18 protein-coding genes are annotated in these 22,292 nt (G+C 52.4%); 13 read left to right on the top strand and 5 right to left on the bottom strand.

Annotated elements, in window-relative coordinates; genetic code table 11:
- The first annotated feature begins 20 nt into the window (after nucleotides 1-20).
- The 4 genes from ACKWMY_RS23440 to ACKWMY_RS23455 all read left to right on the top strand — a co-directional run bounded on the left by ACKWMY_RS23440 (nucleotide 21) and on the right by ACKWMY_RS23455 (nucleotide 5,690).
- On the top strand, nucleotides 21-1,640 hold the full coding sequence (locus tag ACKWMY_RS23440; RefSeq protein WP_409487143.1) for an aldehyde dehydrogenase (NADP(+)): 1,620 nt from the start codon (nucleotides 21-23) through the stop codon (nucleotides 1,638-1,640).
- A 16-nt stretch (nucleotides 1,641-1,656) separates the two neighbouring features.
- Nucleotides 1,657-3,222, top strand: coding sequence for an APC family permease (locus ACKWMY_RS23445; RefSeq protein WP_037435281.1), 1,566 nt, complete (start codon nucleotides 1,657-1,659; stop codon nucleotides 3,220-3,222).
- Nucleotides 3,223-3,242: 20 nt separating this feature from the next.
- Nucleotides 3,243-4,256, top strand: coding sequence for an Ldh family oxidoreductase (locus ACKWMY_RS23450; protein ID WP_409487144.1), 1,014 nt, complete (start codon nucleotides 3,243-3,245; stop codon nucleotides 4,254-4,256).
- A 198-nt stretch (nucleotides 4,257-4,454) separates the two neighbouring features.
- Nucleotides 4,455-5,690 carry an MFS transporter gene (locus ACKWMY_RS23455; RefSeq protein ID WP_409487145.1) on the top strand — a complete coding sequence of 412 codons (1,236 nt, stop codon included), beginning with the start codon at nucleotides 4,455-4,457 and terminating at the stop codon, nucleotides 5,688-5,690.
- A 26-nt stretch (nucleotides 5,691-5,716) separates the two neighbouring features.
- Here the strand turns inward: ACKWMY_RS23455 and ACKWMY_RS23460 are convergent, their stop codons facing one another.
- Nucleotides 5,717-6,625: a LysR family transcriptional regulator gene (locus ACKWMY_RS23460; protein WP_409487146.1), complete on the bottom strand. Its 909-nt coding sequence runs from the start codon at nucleotides 6,623-6,625 to the stop codon at nucleotides 5,717-5,719.
- 119 nt (nucleotides 6,626-6,744) lie between these two features.
- Between ACKWMY_RS23460 and ACKWMY_RS23465 the strand changes: the two genes are divergently transcribed.
- The 3 genes from ACKWMY_RS23465 to ACKWMY_RS23475 all read left to right on the top strand — a co-directional run bounded on the left by ACKWMY_RS23465 (nucleotide 6,745) and on the right by ACKWMY_RS23475 (nucleotide 9,351).
- Complete coding sequence (locus ACKWMY_RS23465; protein WP_409487147.1) at nucleotides 6,745-7,938, top strand: MFS transporter; 1,194 nt, start codon at nucleotides 6,745-6,747, stop codon at nucleotides 7,936-7,938.
- Nucleotides 7,939-8,087: 149 nt separating this feature from the next.
- Nucleotides 8,088-8,501: an ASCH domain-containing protein gene (locus ACKWMY_RS23470; RefSeq protein WP_029711530.1), complete on the top strand. Its 414-nt coding sequence runs from the start codon at nucleotides 8,088-8,090 to the stop codon at nucleotides 8,499-8,501.
- A gap of 49 nt (nucleotides 8,502-8,550) precedes the next feature.
- Nucleotides 8,551-9,351 carry an ATP-grasp domain-containing protein gene (locus ACKWMY_RS23475; RefSeq protein WP_409487148.1) on the top strand — a complete coding sequence of 267 codons (801 nt, stop codon included), beginning with the start codon at nucleotides 8,551-8,553 and terminating at the stop codon, nucleotides 9,349-9,351.
- 15 nt (nucleotides 9,352-9,366) lie between these two features.
- Here ACKWMY_RS23475 and lysC read toward each other — a convergent pair whose 3' ends face one another.
- On the bottom strand, nucleotides 9,367-10,728 hold the full coding sequence (gene lysC / locus ACKWMY_RS23480; RefSeq protein WP_024530115.1) for a lysine-sensitive aspartokinase 3: 1,362 nt from the start codon (nucleotides 10,726-10,728) through the stop codon (nucleotides 9,367-9,369).
- 602 nt (nucleotides 10,729-11,330) lie between these two features.
- Between lysC and ACKWMY_RS23485 the strand changes: the two genes are divergently transcribed.
- The 3 genes from ACKWMY_RS23485 to ACKWMY_RS23495 all read left to right on the top strand — a co-directional run bounded on the left by ACKWMY_RS23485 (nucleotide 11,331) and on the right by ACKWMY_RS23495 (nucleotide 14,721).
- Nucleotides 11,331-12,716, top strand: coding sequence for a diaminobutyrate--2-oxoglutarate transaminase (locus tag ACKWMY_RS23485; protein WP_024530116.1), 1,386 nt, complete (start codon nucleotides 11,331-11,333; stop codon nucleotides 12,714-12,716).
- A gap of 15 nt (nucleotides 12,717-12,731) precedes the next feature.
- Nucleotides 12,732-14,195: a pyridoxal phosphate-dependent decarboxylase family protein gene (locus tag ACKWMY_RS23490; protein WP_409487149.1), complete on the top strand. Its 1,464-nt coding sequence runs from the start codon at nucleotides 12,732-12,734 to the stop codon at nucleotides 14,193-14,195.
- Between the two features lie 136 nt (nucleotides 14,196-14,331).
- Nucleotides 14,332-14,721 (top strand): DUF4440 domain-containing protein, encoded by a 390-nt coding sequence (locus ACKWMY_RS23495; RefSeq protein WP_409487150.1) that lies wholly within the window; start codon nucleotides 14,332-14,334, stop codon nucleotides 14,719-14,721.
- Nucleotides 14,722-15,112: 391 nt separating this feature from the next.
- On the opposite strand, the gene ACKWMY_RS23500 is transcribed toward ACKWMY_RS23495, so the two are convergent.
- The 3 genes from ACKWMY_RS23500 to ACKWMY_RS23510 form a co-directional block, all read right to left on the bottom strand.
- Nucleotides 15,113-15,778, bottom strand: a complete 666-nt coding sequence (locus ACKWMY_RS23500) for a DUF2931 family protein (protein WP_024530120.1) — start codon at nucleotides 15,776-15,778, stop codon at nucleotides 15,113-15,115.
- Complete coding sequence (locus ACKWMY_RS23505) at nucleotides 15,775-17,685, bottom strand: PAAR domain-containing protein (protein WP_409487151.1); 1,911 nt, start codon at nucleotides 17,683-17,685, stop codon at nucleotides 15,775-15,777. Before ACKWMY_RS23505 ends, ACKWMY_RS23500 begins: the two co-directional genes overlap by 4 nt.
- Before the next feature lie 329 nt (nucleotides 17,686-18,014).
- Nucleotides 18,015-18,437 (bottom strand): DoxX family protein, encoded by a 423-nt coding sequence (locus tag ACKWMY_RS23510; RefSeq protein WP_024530122.1) that lies wholly within the window; start codon nucleotides 18,435-18,437, stop codon nucleotides 18,015-18,017.
- Nucleotides 18,438-19,264: 827 nt separating this feature from the next.
- Between ACKWMY_RS23510 and ACKWMY_RS23515 the strand changes: the two genes are divergently transcribed.
- The 3 genes from ACKWMY_RS23515 to ACKWMY_RS23525 are packed head-to-tail and all read left to right on the top strand — an operon-like array spanning nucleotide 19,265 to nucleotide 22,291.
- Nucleotides 19,265-19,615, top strand: coding sequence for a hypothetical protein (locus ACKWMY_RS23515; protein WP_409487152.1), 351 nt, complete (start codon nucleotides 19,265-19,267; stop codon nucleotides 19,613-19,615).
- Entirely contained in the window at nucleotides 19,558-20,520 is a 963-nt protein-coding gene (locus ACKWMY_RS23520) for a GMC oxidoreductase (RefSeq protein ID WP_409487153.1), read from the top strand. The genes ACKWMY_RS23515 and ACKWMY_RS23520 overlap by 58 nt, the downstream gene beginning before the upstream one ends.
- Nucleotides 20,507-22,291, top strand: a complete 1,785-nt coding sequence (locus tag ACKWMY_RS23525; RefSeq protein WP_308870322.1) for a GMC family oxidoreductase — start codon at nucleotides 20,507-20,509, stop codon at nucleotides 22,289-22,291. The genes ACKWMY_RS23520 and ACKWMY_RS23525 overlap by 14 nt, the downstream gene beginning before the upstream one ends.
- Nucleotide 22,292 lies beyond the last annotated feature (1 nt).

Consider the following 22,292-nt stretch of genomic DNA (forward strand, 5'->3'; position numbering starts at 1 on the left):
CAATCGAACAGGGGAAACCAATGCCGACTCACAGCACATACGCCCTTAGCGGCAAACAGTTTATTGGCGGGCAGCGGATAGCTAGCGGTAACGCCGAACTCCTCAGCCTGCGGGCCGATAATAACCGGCCAACTGGCCATCGTTTCCATCAGGCCAGCACCGTAGAGGTTGATGCCGCAGCGCAAGCCGCTGCCCGAGCTTTTAGCACCTATTGCCAAACCAATGCCGAGCAGCGGGCAGATTTTCTTGCCGCTATCGCCGATGAACTTGATGCGTTAGGGGAGGAGTTTTTTGCCTTTGCCACACAAGAGACCGCGCTACCTCTCCCACGTCTGATTGGCGAGCGCGCTAGAACCAGTGGACAGATGCGGCTGTTTGCAGAACTGCTACGTAGTGGCCGCGTGCACGGTGCAAGAATTGATTGCGCACAACCAGAACGCACACCGCAGCCAAGGCCCGATATACGCCAGTATCGCATCGCCATCGGCCCTGTTGCGGTGTTTGGGGCCAGTAACTTCCCGCTGGCGTTCTCTACCGCCGGTGGCGATACCGCTGCCGCACTGGCCGCCGGTTGCCCGGTGGTGTTCAAGGCACATAGTGGTCATATGATCACGGCGGAATTGACCGCGCAGGCTATTGAACGTGCAGTGCAAAAACAGCAGATGCCTGCGGGTGTCTTCAATATGGTGTTCGGCAGCAGCATCGGTGCTGATTTGGTGCAACACCCGGCGATCCAGGCGGTAGGGTTCACCGGCTCGTTGCAAGGGGGCCGGGCATTATTTGATTTGGCGATGCGACGTCCACACCCCATCCCGGTGTTTGCCGAAATGTCGAGCATCAACCCGGTGGTGGTCTTGCCACAGGCGTTAGCTCAGCGTGGCGCAAAAATTGCGCAAGAGTTGGTTGCTTCCTTCACGCTCGATTGCGGCCAATTCTGCACCAAACCGGGGCTGATTATCGGCCAGCGCAGTCCGGCCTTCAGCCAACTGATCGCCAATTTACAAACCCAGGTTAATGCCTGCCCGCCACAACCCATGCTGAATGCCGATACACGGGACCATTATCTGGGTGGCTTGCAGAGGTGGGCTCAACATCCTCAGCTTCAGCATCTGGCCGGAAGCCGGGTAGAACAACCCCATCTGGCGGTAGCTCAGCTCTATCAGGCCGACAGTAGCTTGTTACTTAACGCAGATCCGCTGTTGCAGGAAGAAGTCTTCGGCCCTGTGGCGATCGTTGTTGAAGTCGCAGACCGGGCGCAACTGTTTGCCGCACTGGAAAACCTGCAAGGGCAGCTCACCGCCACGCTACTGGCTGAACAGGAAGACCTTGGCGAGGCGAGTGAATTAGCGCAATTACTGATCCACAAAGCGGGGCGTGTCCTGTTTAACGGCTACCCGACCGGTGTGGAAGTCTGCGAAGCCATGGTGCACGGGGGCCCTTATCCGGCGACCAGCGATCCCCGTGGCACATCGGTCGGTACGCTGGCTATCGAGCGTTTTTTGCGCCCGGTCTGCCTGCAAAACTACCCGGCGGCGCTATTACCCCCTGCGCTGCAAGACAGCAATCCACTGAACCTGTTGCGCCTGGTCAACGGTGAATACACCCGCGCAGCCCTTCATTCACCTGCGGCAATCAAATAATTCGAAAGGTAATGCTATGACCATACAGGGAAAATTTAAAAAGCAGCTGACGCTAACCGATCTGACGTTTATCGGCCTGGGTGCGATTTTTGGTTCTGGCTGGCTGTTCGCCGCCAGCCATGTTGCGGCCATCGCAGGCCCTGCGGGGATCTATTCGTGGCTGATCGGTGGGTTCGCCGTGCTGCTGCTGGGCATTGTTTATTGCGAGCTGGGTGCAGCACTTCCCCGTGCCGGTGGCATCATTCGTTACCCGGTGTTTTCCCACGGGGAACTGATGGGTTATCTGTTGGGGTTCATCACACTGATTGCGTTCTCCAGCCTGATCTCGATCGAGGTTGTCGCCGCCCGGCAATATGCTGCAGCCTGGTTCCCAGCGCTCAGCCAGCCTGGCTCCGGCGATCCCACGTTGATCGGTTGGCTGACGCAATTTATCTTGCTGTGTCTGTTCTTTACGCTGAATTACTACAGCGTGAAGACATTTGCCAAATCCAACAACCTGATCAGCATACTCAAGTTCATCGTGCCGGTGCTGGTGATCGTGGTACTGTTCACCTTCTTCAAACCTGAAAACCTGCACAGTCAAGGCTTTGCTCCCTTTGGTTCCGCCGGGGTGGAAGCGGCGATTTCAGCCGGTGGGATCATCTTCGCCTATCTGGGGCTGACGCCGATTATCTCGGTGGCCAGCGAAGTCCAAAAGCCGCAGCGTACCATCCCGATCGCACTGATCCTGTCGGTGGTACTTTCCACCATTATCTATGTGCTGCTGCAACTGGCTTTCCTCGGCAGTATTCCAAGCGAAATGCTGAGCGGCGGCTGGCAGGATATCAGCAAGCACTTTTCACTGCCGTACCGCGATATAGCCGTAACGCTGGGGATGGGGTGGTTGGCTTTTCTGGTCGTGAGCGACGCGATCGTTTCACCGAGCGGCACGGGCAATATCTATATGAATGCCACACCACGTGTGGTGTATGGTTGGGCTCGGGCGGGTACTTTCTTCAAAATTTTTACCCGCGTCGATGGTGAATCGGGGATCCCGCGTCCGGCACTGTGGCTGACTTTCGGACTGGCTGTTTTCTGGACACTGCCGTTCCCTTCCTGGGAAAAGCTGATCGGAGTGGTCTCCGCCGCGCTGGTACTTAGCTATGCCATTGCCCCGGTTACCGCCGCCGGGCTACGTCGCAATGCACCGAATTTGCCACGGCCGTTCTATGTCTGGGGATTTAGCGTGTTAGGGCCAGTGTCATTCATCATCTCGGCATTGATCGTTTACTGGTCAGGCTGGAACACTGTCTCCTGGCTGCTTGGCCTGCAAATTCTGATGTTCTTGGTCTATATCCTGTTTAAAAACAAAGTACCGACTCACGCCGTCAGTCTGAAGCAACAGATTTGGTCTTCGCTGTGGCTGATAGCTTTCTACGCCTTGATCATCGTGGCTTCCTATCTCGGCAGTTTTGGCGGAATCAATGCGATTGGTCACCCGTGGGACACCCTGTTGGTGGCGGCTATCGCGCTGCTGATTTATTACTGGGGAGCTTACACCTGTTTACCTCAGGCAAATTTTGTCGGGGACGAGGAAGAGTAATGCTAAAGGAGGAAACGACAATGACCACCACAGTCAATCTTACGTTGCCAGAGGCCTATCAACTGGCGTACCGAGCCTTGCACAGTAATGGTTTCAGCGTCAGACATGCCGATGCGGTGGCCAAAAACGTCACCGCCGGTGAGCGCGATGGCTGCCATTCCCATGGTTTGTATCGTGTACTGGGCTGTGTCCGATCGCTGCATGCTGGCAAAGTGATGGCAGATGCTGAACCGACGTTCACCGACAGCGCTCCGGCGATTTTACGCGTAGATGCTCACGGTGCGTTCTCGTTGGTCGCCTATCAAACTGCACTGCCTGCCTTTATCGCCAAGGTTCGTCACTGTGGTATTGCCGCACTGGCGATCAATCATTGCGTCCACTTCTCTGCGCTGTGGGCGGATATCGAGCCGCTTACCGAGCAGGGATTGGTGGCGTTGGCTTGTACCCCTAGCCATGCCTGGGTAACGCCCGCCGGGGGGAGCCAGCCCTTGTTTGGTACCAACCCGATAGCCTTTGGTTGGCCACGCCAGGGACAAGCCCCGTTTGTGTTTGATATGGCGACCAGCGCAGCCGCACGCGGTGAGATTGAGCTGCATCGCCGGGCGAATAAACCGCTGCCAGAAGGGTGGGGAATCGATCGGCAAGGTAAACCCTCCACTGATGCCGCCAGCGTATTACAAGGTGCAATGTTGACATTTGGCGGCCATAAGGGGTCAGCACTGGCAGCAATGGTGGAGCTGATTGCCGGGCCGTTGATTGGCGATATGACCAGTAAAGAATCGTTAGCTTACGACCAATCGACAGGTTCTTCACCTTACGGCGGAGAACTGATTATTGCGATGGATCCTGAGCGTTTTCTGGGGCCGGATAAGGAAGAGCATTTCGCCAGAGCGGAAGGGCTTTTTAATGATATGGCAGAGCAAGGAGCCCGTATTCCTGGGGAACGGCGTTTTAAGGCGCGTCAGCACAGTGATCGGTTCGGTGTGGCATTACCACTGACGTTATATGAAGAGATTTTGGCGTTGTGTCAGTAGCTTCTAGCAGGCTCATCGTTTACCGATGGGCCGATGTGTTCGCCGTTAAGTGACTCTCTTGTCGCTGTGGCATAGATATAAATTCAACAATATGTTAACAATGTCGAAACAATTAATTCGGCGATAAATTGTGGGGACGGTTAACGAGAAAACGGCGTTACCGGATATCAAAGAGACCATTTGATAAAGGGGAAGGGCATGAGACAACAACGCTGGTGGGGAGTCGTGGCGGCATTACTGCTAATCGTGATCGCCTATGCTGACCGGGTAAATATCTCCGTCATGCTGGTTAATCCCGAATTTCTCCATCACTTTGGCCTGGCAGGCAATCGAGCCTATCAAGGAACGTTGATGACCGCCTTTCTGCTGGGCTATGGCCTTTCAGCCATGTTGTTGACCCCGTTTCTGGAAACGCTATTCGGGTATCGTAAAGGTTTAACCCTCAGTGTGGTTCTCTGGGCACTCTTTACCGCGGCTTCTCCGTTGGTGGGATCGTTCATCGTTTTACTGGTCGTGCGGGCCTTCCTCGGTGTCAGTGAAGGGCCACTTTTCTCGCTGAAAACCATGTACATCAGTGACCATTTCGCCGCCAATGAGCGGGGAAAGCCCAATGCGGTATCTGCATTAGGAGTGTCTTTGGGGCTGGTGATTGGTTTCCCGCTGGTGGCTTTCCTGATGAGCCATTTCGGTTGGGCCCTCTCATTTCATATCCTGGCATTAATCAATCTTCTGGTTGGCCTGCTTTTGGTGCGTGTGTTTATCCATCCTAGAGCAACCGGAGTGGTGCAACGCAGCAGTGAACCCATGATGCAACGTGTCTGCCATACCTTCTTTCTGGCTTGGAAAACACCAATGCTCGGTTGGATCATGTTGGTTGAGATAGCCACGCTAAGTTATCTTTGGGGAGCAAGTTCCTGGCTGCCCGCTTACCTGACCAATGAACGTGGTTTTTCCATCACCCAAATGGGTTGGCTGGCATCGCTACCCTTTATTATCAGTATCTTCTCCAAGTATCTTGGCGGGGTGATCCTGGATCGCGTTCGACCCCAACAGATGCCACTGATTTTTGCCTTTGGCGGGGCAGCAACGGCTATCTGCATGCTAGGCGTGATGCTGAGCTCTCAAAGTGGCTGGCTGGCCGTGTTCCTGCTATCGGCCAACGCTTGTTGGGGGGCGCAAGGGGCGGCAATTCCCACCCTGATCCAACACCATGCCAAAGCAAAAAGCGTTGGTTCTGCCTATGGGCTGATCAACGGCGTGGGTAATCTCTTTTCGGCATTTATTCCCTTGCTGATGGGGCTAGTGATGATGTCGTTTGGCACCGTCTCCTCAGGCTTTTCGGTGCTGGTGGCATCGCAGGTTCTCACTATGTTCGCTGGTGGGATGCTGTTTATTCGTATGCAAGGTAACCGGCAATTCACCACAGCGTGGTAAGCGTGAAGGGCTTGGTGTTGCCAAGGCTAGTCGATACGCAATTCGGCAGCGAGCAGGTCCAGCATGGCATCCACTTTTGGCTGCAGTTGTCGCCCAATGGGCCACACCAGATTGAGCGGCAGACCATCAGTCGCCAGTTCCGGTAGGATTTGCACCAATTCACCGCGTGCAATTTCATCGCAGACCAGCCAGGTTGCCAACTGTGCGATACCGCATCCAGCCTTGACCGCGGCAACCTGAGCTTCGCCGTTGCCGACAATAATGCGGCCTTCCATCGTTCGCCGCTCAATCAATCCTGCATCATGTGCGATCAGCCAAGGCCCCGTGGTTCCATCGGCCTTGCCATAGAGCACGGCATCATGGCGAGACAGTTCGGCGGGCGATGTCGGTGTCCCGTTGCGGGCCAGGTAATCGGGCGAGGCGCAGAAAATGAGACGTTCACAGCCCAGGTAGCGATGGCCAACTGAGGTAGGCCAATGATCCGGGCCACCGATACGCACAGCCACGTCGATCGCTTCCTCGAGCAAATCAACGAAACGATCGGTCAAGGAAACATGCGGGCGTAAGTGCGGGTGTTGCTGTGAGAACTGGAGCAGCAACGGCCAAACACGGAGGCGACCAAACGTCGCTGGTGCGTCTAGCCGCAGACGACCCACCGGTTCACTGTGCTGTGCGGCGAGCACGGCTTCAGCTTCTTCCAAATCGGCCAGCACTCGTACGCAAGTGCGGTAGAACGCAGCCCCTGCATCCGTCAGAGCCAACCGGCGGGTTGTGCGCTCGAACAGCCGAGTCCCAAGCCGATCCTCCAGGCGTGCCACACTTTTGCTGACGGCAGAGCTGGTCAGGTGCAATTGCTCTGCCGCTGCCGTGAAACTGCCTGCGTCGGCCGTTGCCACAAAGGTTTCGATGCCCTTAAGCCGCTCCGCTGGGATCATGCTGCCCTCCCTTATTAAGGAATTTAATTCAAAAATTTCGGTAAAATATATCAATAATAAGAATATATTTCTTAAATATACTGAAGGCAACAGCAAATCCCCCCGTAGGAGCCTTTTTGATGTCTTGCATTACCGCACCGGGCACCGCCATTTCGGCGAGTCGTAGCCGCCTTTCCATCGTCATTCTTGCGGTGGCGGCTTTCGTCATTGTCACGACCGAATACCTGATCGTCGGACTATTGCCAGCACTGGCACGCGACTTGGATATTTCAATTTCCGCTGCCGGCCAGTTCGTTACCCTGTTCGCCTTCACGGTCATGCTGTTCGGCCCTTTGCTGACTGCGTTGTTGTCACACATTGAACGTAAGCGCCTGTTCATCGCTATTCTGATGATCTTTAGCGTTTCGAACGCTCTGGCCGCAATCGCTCCGAACGTTTGGGTGCTTGCGATTGCCAGGTTCATTCCAGCGCTGGTACTGCCAGTATTCTGGGGGACGGCCAGCGAGACGGCCGGACAGATTGCCGGGCCGCATCGTGCCGGTCGCGCAGTATCGCAGGTGTATCTGGGGATTTCAGCCGCCTTACTGTTTGGCATTCCACTGGGTACGCTAGCGTCGGACATCATCGGCTGGCGTGGCACCTTCTGGATACTGGCCGGGCTGTCGCTGGTTATGGCATTGGCCCTGGCGATCTTCATGCCGACCCTGGCACGCCCCGAACGGCTGAGGCTGGCAGAGCAGACACGCATCCTCAAAGATCCGTATTTTGTCGGTAACGTTGTGTTGTCGGTCATTGTGTTCACCGCAATGTTTACGGCTTACACTTATCTAGCCGACATGCTGGAGCGCATCGCTGGTGTGGCACCGGCGCAAGTCGGTTGGTGGCTTATGGGCTTCGGTGCTATCGGCCTGGTAGGTAATTGGCTTGGCGGGCGCTTTGTGGATCGCAACCCACTGGGCGCTACCGCCATATTCTCGTTATTGCTGGGCATAGGCATGATGGCCAGCGTGCCTGCGGCAGACTCGCTCATTCTGTTATGGTTGGCACTTGCACTATGGGGTATCGCCTATACTGCACTGTTTCCAATCTGTCAGGTACGGGTGATGAAGTCCGCTTCGCACGCTCAGGCGCTAGCCGGGACGTTGAACGTCTCTGCTGCCAATGCCGGTACGGGTCTTGGCGCCATTATCGGTGGCCTGGTGATCCCCCAATGGGGATTGGAAAACATCGGTTACGTCGCCACTGGCGTCGCGATAACAGCCATTTTGCTGGCGGCTTGGCTTGTACGCTTTCGGCGGCAAAGCGCGGAATAAGCAGGAAAGGGCAGATGACCCACCTATGCGATCACCTTGATAAAAATCACGCCTCAAATAAATTGCTTGGTGGAAATAGTGGAGAGATGATTTTGTCTGCTACCTTGGAAGTGAGGGAATTTTTTAATAAATTGATTTAAGAGGATTTAATGGTGATTATCATTGAAAGTCTGAAGACAAAGTATCCGGGGGCCATTGCATGGCCATTTGGCGATTCCGCCGAAATGGCAGACAAGCTAGCAGACCTGGTTATTAAAGGGGTAAAAACCGCAACCTGCTGTTCGCTTTCATCTTTCAAAAATGAAGAAGAATCACCAACGATCGGCGGCTACAGCATTATCCTAAATGGCAAAGGTGATCCAGTCTGTGTCATTAGGACGATCGCTATGCGGATAATTCGTTTCTGCGATGTGACAGACGAACTGGCGAAAAAAGAAGGCGAGGGAGATTTCAGCCTCAGGTACTGGAGGCAAGGGCACAAAGAGTTCTTCCAAAGAGAAGGGAGTTACTGCGACACAATGGAACTTGTTTCAGAAGAGTTTGAACTGGTCGAGTTGTTGTAATATATGATCCTGCGGTGCCGTAAAATAAATGGAAATAGGGTGAATTTAAATGCAGCTGATTTATCCCAGTGATTACGTTAACCCTGCCAAGGCCGATGAAACCTTTGAGCAGGAGTTTAACTGTGCCAGACAGAATGGATTAACCTGTGCGCTGCTGTCGTCTGAACACGCCTCGATGGGAAAGTACAAGTTCTCTCACAGCTTTGAGCCAGATGTCCCCGTGATATGGCGTGGATGGATGCTAAGCCCGGAAGAATATCAACAACTGCATAGAGCCGTTTCGCTAAGCGGCGGGCAAATGCTTGAATCATTTGATGATTACATTCGGTGCCATTACATCACAGGCTGGTACGAAATTTGCCAAAAGTATACGCCGGAAACCGTATTGGTCGGTGCAGATGCTGATTTCGATAAGCTGACCGATCAGCTTAAGTGGCCGTGTTACTTCGTTAAGGATTATGTTAAATCTTTAACCACCTCCAGAGGCTCTGTTGCCGTAAATGCCGATGAGATCCGCGAAGTATTGCAATTCATTGAACACTTCCGTGGAAAAATTGAAGGGGGAGTTAGCCTTAGACGTTTTGAAAATTTTGTCCCCGAGAGTGAGCGCAGATATTTTTCGTTGAATGGCAAAGTTTTCTCTGCAGACGGAATCATTCCAGAAGTGGCTATTGAAATCGCGCAGCTCATAGATGCTCCATTTTTCTCCATCGATATGGTTGAAAATGATGCGGGTCAGCTCCGGCTTATAGAGATTGGGGATGGGCAGGTATCCGACATCAAGGAATGGCCGGTTGAGCGTTTTGTACGGATGTTTATGGAGCCACAGGCGCGTTTTAGGGGCGCATAAACGCCCCGATTTAACTCACTCAAATAACCTACGGTGCAGCGCAATAACTGCGCCATCAGCAACGTCGCTTGGCAGCAGGAAGCAAAGATTATCATTGGATGCGCCATGGAAAATCATGCGCACGGCATACTCATCCAGATCCATAAATGTATCCCGGCATACTCCCGCGCCACGATGGAGTTGATTGCCAATCAGCGTGACCAGGGCCAGCCCGGTTTCAATCTCGACCCGGCAATGAGAAGAGAGTGCCGTAAGCAGCGCGGTGGTTAGGGTGTGATCTTCTCCCGAAGTGGACCCCGTGGAATTCAGGGCCAGCGCTATGCAGCTGTCGGAGGTGGTCACCAGATCCACATCAACCTGATGTTCTGCAAGAATCGCGAACATTTCTGCAAAGAATGTGTATGCCGGTTGCGCATGCAGGCGGTGCAATCTCAGTAACGTCTGTTTACGACGAACGGCAATGGCGCGATAAAGTGGTGGATTGTCCGTCTCGCGGCGAACCAGCGTGCCGCCGGCAGCGGTATTTTTGCTGGAACCCACAAAGACCGGGATATTTTTCCGCACCGCGGGTAACAGGGTCGCTGGATGGAGCACTTTTGCACCAAAAGCAGCCATGTCGCTGGCTTCGGAAAAGGAGATATGGTCGATACGCCTGGCCTGCGCCACAATGCGCGGATCGGTGGTGTAGATCCCGGCCACATCAGTCCAGATATCGACACGTGCGGCCTGCAATGCTTCCCCAAGCAGGGAGGCGGTGTAGTCGCTGCCGCCCCGGCCCAACGTGGTGGTATGCCCGGCGTCATCACGGCCGATAAAACCCTGGGTGATAACAATCGCCTGCTCAATACGCGGCCGCAGATGGGCTTCTGCCTGATCTTTCACAAGGCTGATATTGGGTTCGGCGCAACCGTAAAAGTTGTTGGTTCGAATGACTTTACGTGCATCAAACCATTCTGCTTGCGCTTTACGCTCACGAAGCACTTCAGCAAATAACAAACTCGACATCAGCTCGCCATGGCTGACCAGTTCATCACTCAGCGCAGTGGAAGGCGTTGCCAATGCCGTCTCGGCAAGACGGGCAATATTTTCAAGGAGTTGGTCGATTTCCTTGCCAATGACCAACGGCGCTTTCAGGCGGGAAATAATGTTGTACTGGATAGTGCGAAGGGTATCAATTTTATCCATACGGTCACGACTTTCCAGCCCTTCAGAAAGTTCGACTAATAGATTTGTGACTCCCGCGGAGGCAGACAACACGACCAAACGAACCAGGTCATCAGCAAGAACAATACCGGCACTGCGATTCATCGAGTCAAAGTCAGCAACGCTGGTGCCGCCAAACTTGGCAACGACGAATTGTGGATAAATGCGTGTCATAACAGTCTCATATCAGGGCGCCATAAAAATGGCTAGAAAATTTTCATTCTCGGCATAAGGGAAGCTCGCTTCGCCTTACGAAATGTCCGCCCGCGAACATTTCTGATGACAACCCAGGAAAGCCTCCTGTTGTCGATAACGTGTATTGCCTCTTACGCGTTACCGGTGTGATGCGCATTAATTCTTTATTTACGGATAGTAAAAATAAGCGCGCCATAGTAAGTGATTTATCTTAATGGATCGACATTTTTATTTTATTTGGCAATAAATCAGTGAAAAAGAATGCATTACAGGCCAATGCCTAACATTCTTAACGGTAAAATCGTGTAACAAAAGAATAAAACCATATCAAAACGATGGTTTTCATGACGTTGTGTGCAATCTGGGTATTCGTAACGTTTTGCACGATATTGGTAACAAAAATTAATGCATGATGAAAGGTAACTTGTTGTTGCACTTGGATTTTACAGGGTTGATTGCATGCTGAAACAAATGATTGAGTACACCATTAAAATAATATATATTGGCCGCGTTTTTACAGGCAATCCCCTTAACCTTTAACTCAACCCGGCGTTAATAATACCCGAGGTTGTGGGAGTGATATGATGACGGATAAAGTCCGTATTGATACTTTAAGTGCTCGTTCATTACCACAAAGCAATGATACCTTTTTAGCAAGACAGGCTGAGTTTGAGTCTAACGTCAGAAGCTATCCACGTAAACTGCCATTGGCAATAGCTAAAGCGCAGGGCGTTTGGATTACTGATGTTGAAAATAATCAATATCTTGATTGTCTTGCAGGCGCCGGGACTCTGGCGCTGGGTCATAATCATCCTGACGTGCTTCAAAGCATTCAAAGTGTCATCAGCAGCGGCTTACCGTTACATACGCTGGACCTTACCACACCTCTGAAAGATGAATTTTCCTCTTATTTACTCTCTTTATTACCGGGCCAGGGCAAAGAGTATTGCCTGCAATTCACCGGTCCTTCTGGCGCTGATGCGGTTGAAGCCGCGCTCAAACTGGCAAAAAAAGTAACTGGCCGTTCAAGCATCATCAGTTTCTCCGGCGGCTACCACGGTATGACGCACGGTGCGCTCTCCGTAACCGGTAACCTGTCACCAAAAGAAGCCGTCAGCAATATGATGCCTGAAGTGCAGTTTATGCCTTATCCGCATCAGTACCGCTGCCCGCTGGGTATCGGTGGCGACGCAGGCGTTAAAGCGCTGACGTACTACTTCGATAACTTGATCAACGACGTGGAAAGCGGCGTACGCAAACCAGCGGCGGTGATCCTCGAAGCGGTGCAGGGTGAGGGCGGCGTGAACCCGGCTCCGGCCGAGTGGCTACAGCGCATCCGTAAAGTCACGCAAGACCATGGAATTCTGCTGATCATCGACGAAGTCCAAGCTGGTTTTGCACGCACCGGTAAGCTGTTCGCATTTGAACACGCAGGTATCGAGCCAGACATCATCGTTATGTCTAAAGCTGTCGGTGGCGGTCTGCCGTTGGCCGTACTGGGCATCAAAAAACAGTTTGATGCATGGGCGCCAGGCCACCATACCGGAACATTCCGTGGTAACCAGCTGGCAATGGCCACCGGTCTGACCACGCTTAAGATCCTTAAAGACAACGCCATTGCGGATAAAGTTGCCGCCCAGGGCGAGTGGCTGAAAGGCAAACTGGTCGAGCTGCAAAAACGGTTCCCGGTTATCGGTCACGTACGTGGCCTGGGCCTGATGATCGGCATTGAAATCGTGAAGCCTAACGAAGCGCAGGATCACATGGGATGTTACCCGGCGGATGGCGAGCTTTCGGCACTGCTGCAGAAAAAATGCTTCGAATCTGGTTTGATTCTGGAGCGGGGCGGCCGTCATGGTTGCGTACTGCGCCTGTTACCGTCACTGCTGATCACCGACGCTGAGCTGGAAATTTTCCTCGATAAATTTGAAAACGCCTTGCTGGCCACTGGCATGGAGCCGGTTTAATCGGAGTTAACGATCGTGTCTGATAACAACCCAATTCTCTCCGGTTCGGCGCAAAGTATCGCCGCCTATCAGGATGCCATTGAGCAGAGCAGCAAAGCCGTTATCGAATGGTTAAAGCAGCCAGAAATGTATCAGGGGAAAACCGTCGACCAGTTGCGCGAGCGCATCCAGTTGAACTTTACCTCTCAGGGCCTGGGTAACCAGGCCGCCATTGAGCGTGCAGTTGAGTATTTCCTCAAGGACAGCCTCTCTGTACATCACGCACAATGTGTGGCACATCTGCACTGCCCGAGCCTGGTGATAAGCCAGGCTGCAGAGGTGCTGATCAATGCTACTAACCAGAGCATGGACTCCTGGGATCAAAGCCCATCAGCGACCATCATTGAGATCAAACTCATCGAGTGGCTGCGTGAGCAGATAGGATACAGCGCCGGTGATGCCGGCGTGTTCACCAGTGGCGGCACCCAAAGTAACCTTATGGGGCTGATGCTGGCGCGTGATGCTTTCTTCGCGCGTCAGGGGCACTCCGTTCAGCAGCAGGGTTTAACGGGCGATCTGAGCAAAATCAAAGTGTTTTGCTCCGAAAGCGCACACTTCTCCGTGCAAAAAAACATGGCGTTGATGGGGCTGGGCTATCAGTCAGTGACCCAGGTGAAAACCGATGCGTTCTCACGTATGGATATCGCTGACCTGAAAAGCAAACTGGCGCAGGCAAAAGCCAACGGTGAGCAGGTGATGGCGATTGTGGCCACCGCCGGTACGACTGATGCAGGTGCAATTGATCCGTTAGAGGATATCACCGCGCTGGCCGCGCAGGAAAATATCTGGGTTCACGTTGATGCCGCATGGGGCGGAGCACTGCTGCTTTCTGAGAAGTATCGCCACTACCTGAACGGCCTGGAATCCGCAGACTCCGTGACACTGGATTTCCACAAGCAGTTCTTCCAGACCATCAGCTGTGGTGCATTCCTGCTGAAAGATGCACGTCATTATGAGTTGATGCGTTATCAGGCGGCGTACCTGAACTCTGATTTTGACGAAGAGCACGGTGTACCTAATCTGGTATCAAAATCACTGCAAACCACGCGTCGTTTTGATGCACTGAAGCTGTGGATGAGCCTTGAAGCGTTGGGTAAAAAACAGTACGCCGAAATCATTGATAATGGCGTTACACTGTCACAGAAAGTGGCTGAGTATGTCTCTGCACAACCGCATCTGGAACTGGTTATGCAGCCACAATTGGCAAGCGTACTGTTCCGTTTCTGCCCGAAAAGCGGCGATCGCGCGTATATCGCGCTGTTGAACCAGCGTATCGGCGATGTTCTGTTGGCATCAGGTAGCGCAAACGTTGGGGTTACTGAAGCAGATGGCGTAACCTGTCTGAAGCTAACGCTGCTGAACCCAACGGTTTGTCTGGAGGACGTAAAAGTCCTGCTGGCAAGTGTGAAAGAGACGGCTGAAAAATTGCTCAACGCGTAATCCTTAATAGCCGAATCTGCGTCGAGTTGCTAGTCAATTCGGCGCAGTCAAAATGCTTCCTATGGTGAAATCTGTTGGGTAATGACAGCCATTATTCCTCAGATTTCACGTAGCGCGATCAAAAAAGGAGGGCATTTTGAACGATATTGCACAGCTTTTACCAGTAATCCAAGCACTAGAGGTTCAACTCCATCAGTCGGCAATACGCAACGATGCCATTCTCGTTGGAGAATTGCTGCATGACGATTTTGAAGAGATCGGCTGTTCCGGGTTGTACTATGACAAACAGCAAACCATTGCGGCGCTAAAGTTGGAAAGCGGCCCGCCACAGATTTTTGCCGAAGAATTCAAACTGGTGAAGATTGCCGATGGTGCCGTATTGTTGAGGTATAAAAGTTTTCAACGTGATGCGGATGGCGGCATTGTTCACCGTGCCGAGCGTTCATCGATCTGGTTGCAATCGTCACAAGACAGCGGAGGCCATTGGCAGATGCGTTTTCATCAGGGCACACCGATCGGGGATTGAAACCGACTGAGTATCAACTCGAACAATCGTCATTCATGAACCAACTTCTAGAAAACTAAGCAATCAAAGCATGAAGGTGAGGTGAGATAAACCTAGCGGGATAACCCGGTGCGTAACTGCCAATGCAATTTAACATAATATACATTATGCGCACCAAGACAACGATATGTAGAATCTGGCTATCTGGTACTGTCATTGGTTCTTCATTGGCCCTGGTCAAAAATTCACGTTGCCAGTGAACCTCATGCTCTTTCCTGACTTTTCAGTACCAAATCTCATCCAAGCAATCCGCTGATGCAACCGACAAAGCTGTAACCTCGGGCTGGCCCGCACCGTGGCAAGCCATCAGCAGCAGTAACGGAAGAAGCCCCGCCATTAGGAATAATGTCTGCTACCAATTACCGTAGGGATACGTTTTCCCTTTGATAAAACTCTCAGTATTTTCCCCATATTCATAGCCGTTAGAAAACCGTGTTATCCCTTTGCAAAGCTCTAATTTATCCCCGGACACGGTCTTTAAGACTGATGGCGTCACGCGATAATTAGGCTGACTACCGATACCTCGTAGCCAGACTGCAACCTTACCTCCTGGAGCCAGACCAATTTGTATGTTGTCGTAATACCCGATATTACCCTGATAATCCTTATACACGCTGGGATTGCGCATCTTCTCCACAACGGCGTCAGACAATGTCAGGCGAGTTTCATATACTCTTTTATCAATCACCGAGTCCCAGCAAAAAAGAATATGCCTGGGGGGATGTTTAACGTGATTCCAGTGCCCTCCGGGTGCTCGATCGGTATCATTCCAATTACCGATGACTTTATCCAGGTCCGGGGTGCTGTCCAGCGTATTAAACCGGTAATCAGTTCCGTTAGCATCAAGGATAGCGACAAACGTTACCAGTGCGGGTAGCGCCTTGGGCGTGAAAAAATTAAACTTCCACTCGGTGGGCACATCGTTTTGGACAGAAGCCTCGGGCTTGCCCGCACTGTGACTGTGGCACGCCGCCAGCAGCAGTACCGGAAGAAGCCCCGCCAAACGGATTATTTTCATATTTTATTTCCATCCATATCGTATACCGTTCTCTGCCAGCTTTCGTCAGGACGGTTAGTAAAGGTTACCAGCTTCGCCGGTTTGACTGCCCCAGCTATCATCCCCTCACCGTCTCTGACCACGCTGTTCCAGTTGGCTGAACAATGGATATATTTCTCCGCCAGCATTTCGATTTCCCGACTAGTGAATCCGGGAGCAGATGCCCCATTCCTTACCGCGCGACCCATCACAATTGCTTTTTCACACAGGCTGTTCAGATCAGCTCGCAGTGACAGATTATCGTCTTTAGGTAATATAGGATCGAATACCACGCCTGCATCCTGCGCAGCATCGATCATTACCCGCAGCACCACCCTCGACCAGTCGTTGCGCGTCGGGCGCTCAATGACCGCTGCCGCCCCGCTGCGTTTTTGCGGAATGCCGTAGCGATCGGCTGGCATCCGCTCGTCGTGCCAGGTATCAATGTTGATCTCCAATGCCTGCAATAAAGGGCCAATCGCTGGCCAGGTATCCATCGCACTGAGCTGCTCACAGGCCTGTTGATAAACCCGCGTGTTCGTATCAGGTGTGGAAAAGGGCACGGTTTCAAACTGCGGACGGGTAATGAAATAGGCTTCGTACTCGTCAGGGTTGTAACCGCCACCAATGTCAGAGTGCGCACCTGGCAAAGCCAGTTCCGGCCACGCAGGCTTCACGCTGTTCAACGCAAAGTTAAACCGGCATTCGTGCTGTGCGGTGATATGAAAAACCTTCTCGGCCACACCCGGACGCAGCACAATATTCACCTCGCCCGTATCGGCGCTGTGCGGATTGAACCCGTTGACCGGGGTACCGATGCCAGCCACCGTATCAAATATCCCCAGAAAACGGGTTTTACCACCGGGCGTGCCTGAGAACTCAATACTTCCCAGACCGGCCTTAATGGCAGTGATAATAGCCTGATCCTTACTGAATACCCGGTTGGCAAAATGCCGTGCCGCAGCAGCTCCCCGGCTGAACCCGAAAATATCAAACTGCAATTCTTTGATGATGCAGGAACTGGCGTCAGGCAGGTTATCCAGATAACCTTTGATAGCAGCAACCAGCATAGCAACTGCCTTATCGGTTTTTCTCACTACGCCAGTGTTACCCCTGCCGGTGCCCATCCCGTAAGTACTGTCGCCTTCCCCGCTTTCCGTACCAATCCCCTCGATATAAATTGCGCGCTGGCCGTATCCCGTATCGGCAGTGAGTTTTTGGTTATACAGAATATTAAGCCAGTGCACATTGGTGTAATAACCGAGATGACTTCCTGCCGCGAAGCCGCTGTGTCCGCTTTTTAGCTGGACACACTGGAAATAAGCTGACTGAGCATCGGCATTGTTCATCCCAAAATGCTCTCCGGAGCAGGCATCAAGGCTGGCTGCGGTATTATCCGCATTATTGCCGGTGCCGTCGAAGAATACCCCGATGGTCAGGGTAATTTCCCGCTTCTGCCTTTCCTTTTTGGCAGCCTGCGCGTGCTGCTCTGGTTCTACTGCCTGTTTCTTTGCACTTTGAGCATACTGCGCTGGCTCCGCTGCCTGTCCGCTATTCATCAGCAGTGAGCGCGGAGATATGGATGGGGCAACCGAAAGCGGTTGACTGCTCGCAACTAGACGATGGCTACCAGCCGGACAACCACATGCCACACGATGGCCGTCAAGTGCCGTTGGTACACCATAAAAACTTAAGTTTACTTCCCCTTCGGCAATAACCCCCACTTTCCCGCAAGCCGGACAAGAAACCTTATGCCCTTTCAGCGAGACAGGAATACCATCACATGTGTAACGATTTCCCAGAACGCCCTCCAATACCCGCCCCCCTGTGGTGGTGGTATCGCCCTGGCAAATGACCGATATTCCCTGGTAGTTCATTCCTCTGCTCATATCCTGCGAGCCTCTTTGTCAGCCTCTTCCATGACATTACTCCATGTTTTATTAAGGGTTGTATCCGGAACCAGACTAAACTCTCTACGACAAGCTGTCAAAAATTGACCAATTTGAAGAAGCCAGTGGACACCAGCATGTTAAACGTCAACATCATCAAATCGGCGCCAATGCGTATCATCGGCCTGTCTCACACGGGTTCTTACATATACCAGTTGGTGAATTGTGTTCGCGCTGAAAAGCCAAGTATTAATGTTGAGAAATATTGAAGTGGCATTCAGCTCTGGAATGCCACGGTGTGTGTCCCTATCGATACCGACTTCCCTACCTCAACGCCAGTTCGGATCCTTCATTACCGAATAGCGACCACTGCCAAGGAAGGCGATGGCCAGCCCGGCAAAGAAATACACCGCCATATCTTCTGCTCCCCAGGCCCCAACCTTTGTCAGCATCAGCGCCTTGCCGGGATCGATCAGCAGGTAAGCCGCCAGCATGGTAAATGAAAACACCAACGCCGCCGGGCGGGTAAAAATCCCCAAAATAATCAACAGAGGAGCCACTAACTCGCCGAGGAAAACGCCGTAACCGATAAATCCTGGCAGCCCATGCTGAGTCAGCAATCCCTGGATATAATCGATGCCGCCGATCAGTTTATGCCACCCATGGAATATCATCATAATGCTGAACGCCAAACGCAGGACCAGCTTGCCCAGATCCGGACGATCCATGACACGATTAAACCAATTCACCATGTTGCACCCATTAAAAGTTAATGATAATCGCAATCAATCTAATCCTAAGTTGTATTTTTACAACGAAATTCGCAGTAAACTTTGATCTAACACATTAAATTAGCTTTCATAAAAACCAACGCCACCTGCATGCCTGCCTCCTTAGATCGCGGCGTTATAGTAAGCTTGTAAAGAATTATCTTTCTATCTATAGGGAGCAAATGTTAAAAATTGATATTTTATGCTGGCATGGTGTCTTTGGTAGCAAAATATATCGCACTCATGGGAATTATATATCATTAAATACTTTATTAATGCTTAAGCTTGCGGAATATGGCCTCTCATACCATATTTATTACACTCTCAAGAATGTGGTGGATTAAGTGAAATAAAAAACTTAACCACGTACTTTACCTGTAACATTCTGAATGAGCTTTTATTTTAATGAGATGCCACTCGCCTGCGCAATGTTGGCCCGCTATGTGTATTTCATTTTATTTAGCATAGCAATTCACCGCTAATATAATTAGCCCGGGAAGTAAACGTTGTGAACCTCACGTAACTGTTCGCCACCACCGGTGGTCTTACCTACGCGTGGTACACACTATTCGTTCCAATTCAAAAGGTTACAATGAGTTAAATTACCGTTATTGTTTTTACAATAGCGTACTTTTTAGTGCGCCTAAAAAACAAGAAATCATGAACATCCACGTTACTGGAGGCTCAGGGATTAATACACCTATTAATCCATGGCAATAAATAAAACGATAAATGCAACCTGTTTTATTGATTATTCCCGGCGGTGGTAATACGGCCGCCATAATAAAACCCTATACAGGCAGCACCTTATGAGCGATGAACAACTTGCATCCGATGCAGCACTACAGCAATTTATCGATCTTTCTCGTTTATTAACCGGTTTTGACCGTTTTGAGTTACTCGGTACTGGCCAGGCAGCCTTTTATTATGACTGGGTACAAACGCACGCGGCAGAACGTTTTGCCACATTGTTGGCGACCTACGGTGAACTCCCGGCAGATGCTGCGCAGCACTCGTCATTTGTAGAAACCCGGCTGTTGGGTTCAGAAAAATTATCAACGTTGGTGACCAGCATTATCAAACTGTTATCGTGTTGCAGAGCGTGGCATTCCAATTGGATATCGACCCACACAGTAAGGCGATCAACGGCGTTCAGTTAAAACACTATCGCTATCCTGGGGATGATTCCTACAGCCTGCATACGGTGCGGGGCAAACGCTATGTGCTCGCCGCCCACGCTGTCGCCAACGCAGTGCTATTACTTGCCTCCGGTGCCTGTAAAGGCAACGATCTGGTTGGCCGCCATCTGATGGATCACCCGGAGTTGCTGACATGGGGCCTAACCAAGAAAACGCCATTGTGGCCGCTACGTGGCCCATTAGCGACCTCCGGCATCGAGGATCTCCGCGGTGGCAGCTTCCGTAAACACCATGCGCCGTATCGATTCGAAATGGGCAACGACGGTTGGCTGTGGCCAGCTCAGGCACCGTCGAAGGATGTGATCACCCTGGTAGACGAGGAGCAACTGCACGGTAAAGAGTTACGTGAAAGGCTCAAAGACCAGGTTTCACGTCAATTCCGCTTCGGCATCTTGGTGGAACAGCTACCGGAGTACGATAACCGCGTCACCATCGATCCGAATTATCTAGACATAATGGGTAACTACCGCCCGGTTATTCACTACGATTTATCGCCCTATACCCGAGCCGGTTTCGCCAGCGCTTACGATATGTCGATGAAAATCTTCGACCAGGCCGATATCAAGAACTACTCGTCCTACTCAAAAGAGGATGCTGGAGCCTTCGTCTGCCCAGACGGCAGAACCCTCACCTTTAACGGTGCCGGGCATTTTGCCGGAACCCACTGCATGGGGGGTTCACCAGAAAGCTCCGTGGTGAATAAGGACCAGCGCACCTGGGAGCACCCCAACCTCTATCTGGTAGGCTGCGGCAACATGATCAACATGGGTACCTCAAACCCAACGCTAACCATGTCGGCGCTCACCTGTTGGGCTGCGCACAACATCCTGCAGGATCTGAACAGGGGGCATCATGCGGCAGATTGATTGGCAGCAAGCCACCGCCCAACCCTATGATGCGGTGATCGTAGGTTCAGGATTTGCCGGTTGTATCATGGCCAAGCAGCTGACCCGCGCTGGCCGCCGGGTGCTGATCGTCGAAGCCGGGACGGGTAACGACAGCTTTGGCCAGCACCTGGATCATGTGCAAACCTTTATGCAGGCGGTGGCAAAAACGCCTAACGCGCCCTATCCCAACTCGCCCAACGCACCACAGCCAGAAGTGACTGACGTTGAACCCATCACGCCGGGGAAACCTTCGCACAAAGGGTATTTCGTGCAGATGGGTCCCTATCCCTTTGAAAGTAACTATACCCGCCGGCTGGGTGGTACTTCGCTGCACTGGTTCGGCAGTTGTCCACGGATGTTGCCTGAGGATTTTGCCATGGCCACGCTGTTTGGCCGTGGCGTGGACTGGCCACTGAGCTATGAAGAATTGCTGCCGTATTATCAACGCGCTGAACTGGAAATTGGGGTTTCCGCCGACGTGCAGGATCAGCAATACCACGGCATCTATTTTGCACCAGGCTATCAGTACCCGATGCAAAAAATCCCCCAAAGCTATCTGGATCGCTGGATGATCGCCGGATTGTCACAGGCCGAATTACCCGGTACGGCAGACAAAGCCCAGATCCGTTCTATCCCGCAAGCCAGAAACAGCGTGCCCAATGCAGGTTATACCCCGCGTGGTGCAGTGGATAATCCGGCAGTGGGTCGCCGATGTATGGGCAACTCCAGCTGTATTCCTATCTGCCCGATCCAGGCTCGTTACAACGCATTAAAAACCCTGGTGGAAACGGATGCCGATCTGTTGATCCAGGCGGTTGCCTCTCGTCTGCATATCTCGCCAGAGACGGGGCAAATCAGCGCGTTGGACTGCAAGGTGTGGAAGAACGACAGCAGCCATGACTTTGAGCCGATCACCTTACACAGCGAGCTGTTTATTCTGGCCGCCAATGCCATCGAAAATGCCGTGTTATTACAGGCATCACAGGCCTGTCAGTCCAGCGGAGAGCTGGGGCGCAACCTGATGGATCACCCCGCCATTCTGTCTTGGGGGTTAGCGCCGGAAGCGATAGGTGCATTTCGTGGGCCGGGTTTGACGTCAACGCTGGTGAACTACCGGGGGGGCGAATTCCGCCGCGAACGCGCCGCATTTGTGCTGGAGATCGGCAACTGGGGCTGGAGCTGGCCACGCAACGAGCCGGTGGACAGCACGGTGGATATGGTGGATGACGAGCGATTGTATGGCAAGGCGTTACGCCAGCGGCTTGGGCAAGTGCTGCCCCGGCAAATCCGCCTGGATATGATGACCGAACAGCTGCCGGATGCCGCCAATCGCGTCACCATCGACGATCGCTGGCGTGATCCGCTCGGCAATTACCGGCCAGTGATCCACTACAACGTGGATGACTACAGCCAAGGTGGCATGGCGTTTGGCCGCGAAGTAGCCAGCAGCCTGTTCAGCCAGCTGGGTATCAAGGATTTCACCCACTACCCGTCGGACAACCCCGGCTATTTTACCTGGCAAGGTAACGGTTACATCTGGGCAGGCGTTGGCCATGTGGCAGGCACTCACCGGATGGGAACGCGGCCAGAAAACTCGGTAGTCAACCGGCACCAGCAAAGCTGGGATCACCCCAACCTTTACGTTATTGGCTGCGGCAGCATGCCAACGCTGGGTACCTCAAACCCCACGCTCACTATGACGGCCCTGACCTTCGCCACTGCCGACCACATACTCGGACGGAAACATTGAT

Origin of the sequence: Serratia sp. J2, from assembly GCF_046269175.1 — a bacterium.
Taxonomy (GTDB): Bacteria; Pseudomonadota; Gammaproteobacteria; order Enterobacterales; family Enterobacteriaceae; genus Chania; species Chania fonticola_C.